Raw genomic sequence first — 2,025 nt, 5'->3', positions numbered from 1 at the left:
TCATCAAGAAGATGGTCACCGGCCAGGATCCCCTCGTCAGCCTCCGCGCATCCCTCTACGAGGCGAGCTCTGGTGATGACGCGGTCACCCGTCTCGACCAGGCTGACGCTGCGCTGAGGGCGATGGGCGTCAACGAAGAGGATGTCTACCGCCTTCCGTGGAAGCACTGGCTGCACGAACAACGCGAAATTCAAATTTTCGCCGGTTGGTCGGCCGGGTCGTTGAATAGTGAGGAGTGGGAAGAGTCAGAGTGGAACGCGGTTGCCGCGGCACACCGCGCCGGCAAGGCGGTTGCGGCCGCCACCATCAAGAAAATACTCACCGTCCGTAACCGCGATGAGTTCACCTCCTTCCGCGAACACGTGGCTGCCGCACACGCCAACGAAAATCCGGCCTTGGCGGCCTCGAAATTTTTCTACGCCCCTGCGGGGCTCGGGGGTTCAGATGTCTACACCCTGGATTGGATGGCCCTGCCGGCCAGTCAAAAAGCAGTTACTCGCACCTTGGTGAGCAGGTGGATCAAACCGCGTCACATTGAGCACTGGACTGAAAAGGACTGGGGTACTGTCGCGGAGGCCAGCCGCTCCGGTGAGGCGTTCGCGGCCGCCGTCATCAAGAGACTAGTAACCTCCCGTGCCCTCGATGCGTTCGCCGACTACCACGAGGCGCTGAAAAGCTTCGGGGGCAAAAATGCCGAGGCGCCCTTTCGCATCATGCAGGCTGCTGACGAGCTGAGACACCGGGGTATAGATATCCTCGGCCTGGAATGGGCGGCTCTGTCGGTCCGTGAACAAACCGAGATCACGGCCCTGGTCCGCGGCGTCATGCCCGACAGCTTGTTTACCCGCTCAACCGCGGGCTGGACTGCCCGTGAGTGGGGTGCTGTTGCGGTGGCCCGCCGGTCTGGCCAGGCGGCTGCGGACGCCGTTATCAGGCACGTGTCGGCCGAGCGTGCCGGGCTTCGTTCTCAGCCGCCTGGTTCGGGGCGTGGCCCGATTGTCAGGATGGCACTGGTGGATGACCAAGCGCAGAAGCGGCAGGTCCTGGAGGAGTTGCAGGACGGGTTGACAAAGGACAGTGCGGCCTATCTGCAGGTGCAGACTGCTCTGGCGTTTGTTGACCGGACTGTCTCCTCCACCGGCGGTGGAGGTGCTGCTGCGGTCGGCGATGGGGCTTTCGGCGGTGCGGGCCGCGATAGCGGCACGGGTTCCGCCGACGGGGACACGGGCACGGGCGGTATGCCCGTGGACCGTCCCCGCGAAGCTACGGGCGCCGGTCCGGGTACCGGAGCTTCTTTCGCGGGCGCTGGGAACGTGTCCGGTCGGGATATGAGCTGGCTGGTCAGTGAGGTGAACCGGCTGTGGCCGCATGACGGCACGGGTGGGACGGTTCCTGGGCGGCAGCGGCCGGTGGTGGCAGGGCCGGGTGCGGAGGGCAGTGGTGTGGGGCCGGCTGTCATGGACGCCGCTTCTGGCACCGTCACCGCCCAGAGCTCGGCCCCCGGCACAAGCGCTGGGGCCGGGGCTGGGGCTGGTGCTGGTGCTGGTGCTGGTGGTGCCGGGTTCGGTGACCACATCGTGCCGGTCCCGGAGGTGGGCACTGTTGCCGGGCTTGCGGGTTTCGAGGCCGCAGACGGTTCTCCCGGCGGGGCTGGTGTTCTTCCGGCAACGGCCGCGGGTGGTCCCGGTGATGTGCTCGGTGGTGTGGAGCATGCGGTGCCCGGCGCTGGTGCCGTGGATGGTGGTGCTGCTCGTGTGGGTGGGGCGAGTCCTGTGCCGGCTGCTGCGTCTGCTGGTGTTGCCTCGGTGACCGAGCCCGCGGCCGGTTCCGTTTCTGCGGTCGGTCCTGTTTCTGCGGCTGGTTCTGTTCGTGGTGGGTTGCGGGGTGCTGGCGCTGCACAGGACCGGCTGGCCGCATCTGTGGTGGGGGAGCTGGGTGCGGCTGCGGGGGTGCTGCCTGGTGCGGAGTCCTTGGCGGGGGCGGGTACGCCTGTGCGGCCTGAATCTGCGGGGCTGGATGTTGTGC

1 pseudogene is annotated in these 2,025 nt (G+C 66.8%); it reads left to right on the top strand.

What is annotated here, in order from left to right:
• A pseudogene (locus PV350_RS46370) lies at window positions 1-2,025 on the top strand (hypothetical protein); the annotation flags it as partial.

Source organism: Streptomyces sp. PA03-6a, from assembly GCF_033792765.1.
GTDB lineage: Bacteria > Actinomycetota > Actinomycetes > Streptomycetales > Streptomycetaceae > Actinacidiphila.
This window is presented reverse-complemented; position numbering and strand designations above follow the sequence as displayed.